The organism is Terriglobales bacterium (assembly GCA_035624475.1).
GTDB lineage: Bacteria > Acidobacteriota > Terriglobia > Terriglobales > Acidobacteriaceae > DASPRL01.
In genome coordinates this window covers 1-4,664 of the sequence record DASPRL010000328.1, presented here as the reverse complement: position 1 = coordinate 4,664, position 4,664 = coordinate 1, and the positions used below count along the sequence as shown (strand labels likewise).

Below are 4,664 nucleotides of genomic sequence, written 5' to 3'. Positions count from 1 at the left end.
GCGCGGCTTCCGCGTGCAGGAGGTGGCCTCGCCCATCGCCTGGGCCCGCGATCCCGAGACCGTCTGGCAGTTCTACTCCTGGCGGCGCGAGATGGCCGCCTCCGTCCAGCCCAACCCCGCGCACCTGGCCCTGGCGGAACTCGAAGCCAGGCTTGGAGAGCGCATGTATCTCTGCACCCAGAACGTGGACTCGCTGCACGAGCGCGGCGGCTCCGAGCGCGTGGTGCACATGCACGGGCGGCTGATCGAGAGCCGCTGCGAGCGCGCCGAGTGCAAGCGGCCGCCCTTCGACGACGAGCGCAGCTACCGCACTCTGGCCGAGATCCCGCGTTGCCCCTGCGGCGGGCGCATCCGCCCCAACATCTGCTGGTTCGGTGAGGTGCCCTTCCACCTGGACGAGATCTTCGCGGAACTGGCGCGCGCCACCGTCTTCGTCTGCGTCGGCAGCTCGGGCGTGGTCGAGCCCGCCGCCAGCTTCGTGCGCGCCTCCGGCGGCCGCCCCGGCGCCCGCAGCTTCTACGTCGGCCCCGAGAGCCCCGCCAACCTTCACTACTTCGACCACTGCTTCGAGGGCAAGGCCGGCGAGCTGCTGCCCACGCTGTTCCACGTGGAACGCTAGCTGACCCGCAGCACGCCCGCTCCCTGGATCCGGCTGGACTTCAGCGCCTGCAGCGCCGCGTTGGCCTGCTGCAGCTCGAACATCTCGACCTCGGTGCGTACCGGGACCTGGGCGGCCAGCTCCAGGAAGTCGCGCGCGTCCTCTCTCGTCGCGTTGGCCACGCTCCTCACCACGCGCTCGTGGTAGAGGCTCGAGTAGTCGAGCTGCGGGATGGGACTCATGGTGATGCCGGCGAGCGCCAGCGTTCCGCCCTTGCGCAGCGCGGCCAGCGCCGGCGGCACCAGCCCGCCCGCGGGCGCGAACAGGATGGCGGAATCGAGTTGCCCCGGCGCCTGGTCGCCCGCCGCGCCCACCCACCCCGCGCCCAGCTTCTTCGCCAGGTCCTGATGCTCGCGGCTACGGGTGAAGACCCAGACCTCGCAGCCCAGGTGGCGGGCGCACTGCAGCACGATGTGGGCGGCGGCGCCGAAGCCGTAGAGCCCCAGGCGGTCGCCCTTGCGCGCGCCGCTCAGACGCAAGCTGCGGTAGCCGACGATCCCGGCACACAGCAGGGGCGCGGCATGCGCGTCGTCGAAGGCGGCAGGAATGGCGACGGCGAACTCCTCGCCGACCACCGCACTCTCGGCGTAGCCGCCGTCCACGTGGTAGCCGGTGAAGCGAGCGCGGTCGCACAGGTTCTCGCTGCCGCGGCGGCAGTAGGCGCACTGCCCGCAGGTCTCATGCAGCCAGGGGATGCCCACGCGGTCGCCTTCGCGGAAGCGGCGCGCGCCCGCGCCCCGCGCCTCCACCACGCCCACGATCTGGTGGCCGGGGATGAGCGGCAGCTTGGGCAGAGGCAGGTCGCCTTCGATCGTGTGCAGGTCGGTATGGCAGAGGCCGCAGCAGGAGACGCGCACGCGCACCTCGCCCGCGCCCGGCTCGGGCGCGGCCACATCCCGCAGCTGGAGCGGATTGTGCTCGGCCGGCTTTGCGCTGTCCAGCACCATGGCGCGCATGCGGCGAGTCTAGCGGGGCGGGCGCAGCTGCCGCAACCGTGACCGCCGTCACTGCCTCGGACTTCGCCACGCGCTACGCTGAGAACGAATGGCTCCCCGCTCCTACATCCTGCCCCGCGCCTCGTTCCAGCCCGCCTACCTGCGGCTGCACGAGTCGGGTGAGCTGCGCCGGCGCGCCCAGCAGGCGCTGGCCAAGCTCGCCGACTGCCGGCTGTGCCCGCGCGATTGCGGCGTCAACCGCCTGGAGGACAAGAAGGCGGTCTGCCGCAGCGGGCGCTACGCCGTGGTCTCGAGCGCCTTCCCCCACTTCGGCGAGGAGGACTGCCTGCGCGGCCGCCGTGGCTCGGGCACCATCTTCTTCTCCTGGTGCAACCTGCGCTGCGTCTTCTGCCAGAACGCGGAGATCAGCCTCCACGGCGAGGGCGCAGTCACATCTCCAGAAGAACTGGCCCGCATGATGCTGTGGCTGCAGGAGCGCGGCTGCCATAACCTCAACTTCGTCACCCCGGAGCACGTGGTGGCGCAGATCCTGGAGGCGCTGCCGCTGGCGGTGGAGCGCGGCCTGCGCCTGCCCCTGGTCTACAACACCAGCGCCTACGACTCGCTGGACTCGCTGGCGTTGCTCGACGGCGTGGTGGACGTCTACATGCCCGACTTCAAGTTCTGGGAGCCGGAGACGGCGCGCCGCTACGCCAAGGCCGCCGATTATCCCGAGGCGGCGCGCGCCGCCATCCGCGAGATGCACCGCCAGGTGGGCGCGCTGGTGACCGATGAAGAGGGCATCGCGCTGCGCGGCGTGCTGCTGCGCCACCTGGTGATGCCGGGCGGAGTGGCCGGCACGCCCGCGATCCTGCAGTGGATCGCGCGCGAGCTCGGCCCCGACACCTTCCTTAACCTGATGGCGCAGTACCGCCCCGCCGGACGGGTCAGTGACACCGAGTTCCCGGAGATCGGCCACGGCATCACCGGCGACGAGTTCCAGCAGGCCCTGGACGCCGCCCGCGCCGCCGGGCTCGAGCGCCTCGACCCGCGCTGTCTGCACACAGCCTTCTTCTAGCCGTTTCCTTTGTGTCCTTCGTGTCTCCTTGGTGCCCTTTGTGGTGATGCTCTTCCCCTTCGCTGCGAAGCGGTTCGCAGGCGCCCCGGCAGCGTGTAATATCGAGAGCTTTTGAAGGAGCCGCACCGTGTCCGTTTCCGCGACCACGCCGCAGCCGGCGGAACTCCGCCACGACTGGAGCCGCGCCGAAGTCGCCGCGCTCTACCGCCTGCCCCTGCCCGAGCTGCTCTTCCGCGCGCAGCAGGTCCACCGGCAGCACAACGTCCCCGACGAAGTCCAGCTCTGCCGCCTGCTCTCCATCAAGACCGGCGGCTGTCCTGAGGACTGCGCCTACTGCCCGCAGAGCGCGCACTACCCCACCGGCGTGGAGCGCCAGGTGCTGCTCGATCCTGAAGAGGTGCTGGCCACGGCACGCCGCGCCAAGGACGAGGGCGCCACCCGCTTCTGCATGGGCGCGGCCTGGCGCCAGGCGCCCGAGGGCGAAGAGTTCGAGAGCGTGCTCCAAATGGTGCGCGGCGTGGCGGCGCTCGGCCTGGAGGTCTGCTGCACCCTGGGCATGCTGACCGGCGCGCAGGCGCGCGCCCTCAAGCAGGCGGGCCTCACCGCCTACAACCACAACCTCGACACCTCGCCCGAGTTCTACGGCCGCATCATCACCACACGCGTGTACGAAGAGCGGCTGCGGACGCTGGCGGCGGTGCGCCAGGCCGGCATCACCGTGTGCTGCGGCGGCATCCTGGGCATGGGTGAGAGCGAGGACGACCGCATCGGCCTGTTGCAGCAATTGGCCTCGCTCGACCCCCATCCTGAGAGCGTGCCCATCAACATGCTGGTGCGGGCCGAAGGGACGCCGCTGGCCGCGCAGCCGCCGCTCGATCCCCTGGAGATGGTGCGCGCCATCGCCACCGCGCGCCTGCTCATGCCGCGCTCGCGCGTGCGCCTGGCCGCGGGGCGCCAGCAGATGTCGCGCGAGGCGGTGGCGCTCTGCTTCCTGGCCGGCGCCAACTCCATCTTCGTAGGCGAGCGCCTGCTGACCACGCCCAACCCCGCGCCCGACGAAGACGCTCTCTTGCTTCAGGAAATGGGCCTGAAGGCCATGCCGCCGGCCTTCTGAGCCAAGTCGAGGGCAACCCTCAACCGCTTTGTTTGCAATGGCTTCCAGCCTGAACTCCGCTTGCTTCGCAGTTGATGTGGCGTGCATTGCCGTGCCTCTGGCTTCGGAACAGAGTGGGCGGCGAGCAGGAGGAAACGCATGTCCACGCGCCACTCGTACTGGGATCTGCCGGGGCTGGGAAAGGAGCGGCTGGCTGCCGGCGCCAAAGCAGTTCCGGCCTTCCGCCCGGCGCCCCGCATCCAGGAGAGCCTGACCTCCGCCGTCGAAAGGAAGATGCTGGTCTGGCTGGCGGAGCGCCTGCCGGCGCGCATCAACTCCGATCACCTCACCGCGCTGGGCGCCGCCGCCATGCTGCTGGCGGGAGCCTCCTACGCCCTGGCGCGCTTCGACGCGCCCGCGCTGCTGCCGGCCTGCCTGTTCATCGCGCTCAACTGGCTGGGCGACAGCCTGGACGGCACCCTGGCGCGCGTGCGCAACTGCCAGCGCCCCCGCTACGGCTATTACGTGGACCACGTGCTCGACACCTTCGGCGCCTTCTTCCTGATGGGCGGGCTGGCGCTCTCCGGGTACGTCCATCCCGGCATCGCCCTGGGCATGCTCATCGCCTTCCTCATGCTCTCGGCCGAGGTCTACCTCGCGACCTACACCTTGGGCAGCTTCCACATGTCGTTCTGGCGCTTCGGGCCGACCGAGATCCGGATCTTGCTGATCGCCGGCAACCTGGCGCTGCTGCGCTGGCCGACGGCGCACCTGTTCGGCCGCGCCTTCCGCCTCTTCGACGTGGGCGGCGCGGTGGCCATCGCCGGGATGGGCGCGATGCTGGTGGTCTCGGCGGCGCGGCACATCGCGAAGCTCTACCGCGAGGAGCCGTTGCCGTGA

General features: G+C 70.7%; 5 protein-coding genes. 4 read left to right on the top strand and 1 reads right to left on the bottom strand.

The features are described 5' to 3' along the window. Positions 1-619 (top strand): Sir2 family NAD-dependent protein deacetylase (locus tag VEG08_13120; GenBank protein ID HXZ28927.1); only part of this gene is annotated, 619 nt, incomplete at its 5' end. Here the strand turns inward: VEG08_13120 and VEG08_13115 are convergent. Further along, positions 616-1,614 carry a zinc-dependent alcohol dehydrogenase family protein gene (locus VEG08_13115; GenBank protein ID HXZ28926.1) on the bottom strand — a complete coding sequence of 333 codons (999 nt, stop codon included), beginning with the start codon at positions 1,612-1,614 and terminating at the stop codon, positions 616-618. The two genes, VEG08_13120 and VEG08_13115, sit on opposite strands and share 4 nt — an antisense overlap. Before the next feature lie 88 nt (positions 1,615-1,702). Here VEG08_13115 and VEG08_13110 point away from each other — a divergent pair, with 88 nt between their 5' ends. The 3 genes from VEG08_13110 (at position 1,703) to VEG08_13100 (ending at position 4,664) form a co-directional block, all read left to right on the top strand. Beyond that, a complete protein-coding gene (locus VEG08_13110) occupies positions 1,703-2,671 on the top strand; it encodes a radical SAM protein (protein ID HXZ28925.1) in 969 nt (322 codons plus the stop codon). 127 nt (positions 2,672-2,798) lie between these two features. Continuing rightward, positions 2,799-3,785 carry a biotin synthase BioB gene (gene bioB, locus VEG08_13105; GenBank protein ID HXZ28924.1) on the top strand — a complete coding sequence of 329 codons (987 nt, stop codon included), beginning with the start codon at positions 2,799-2,801 and terminating at the stop codon, positions 3,783-3,785. A 138-nt stretch (positions 3,786-3,923) separates the two neighbouring features. Continuing rightward, positions 3,924-4,664, top strand: a complete 741-nt coding sequence (locus VEG08_13100) for a CDP-alcohol phosphatidyltransferase family protein (protein HXZ28923.1) — start codon at positions 3,924-3,926, stop codon at positions 4,662-4,664.

Bases quoted from the DNA above. Each gene is read 5' to 3' on its own strand.
- VEG08_13115 (HXZ28926.1), bottom strand. From the start codon at position 1,614: ATGCGCGCCATGGTGCTGGACAGCGCAAAGCCGGCCGAGCACAATCCG.
- VEG08_13110 (HXZ28925.1), top strand. From the start codon at position 1,703: ATGGCTCCCCGCTCCTACATCCTGCCCCGCGCCTCGTTCCAGCCCGCC.
- VEG08_13100 (HXZ28923.1), top strand. From the start codon at position 3,924: ATGTCCACGCGCCACTCGTACTGGGATCTGCCGGGGCTGGGAAAGGAG.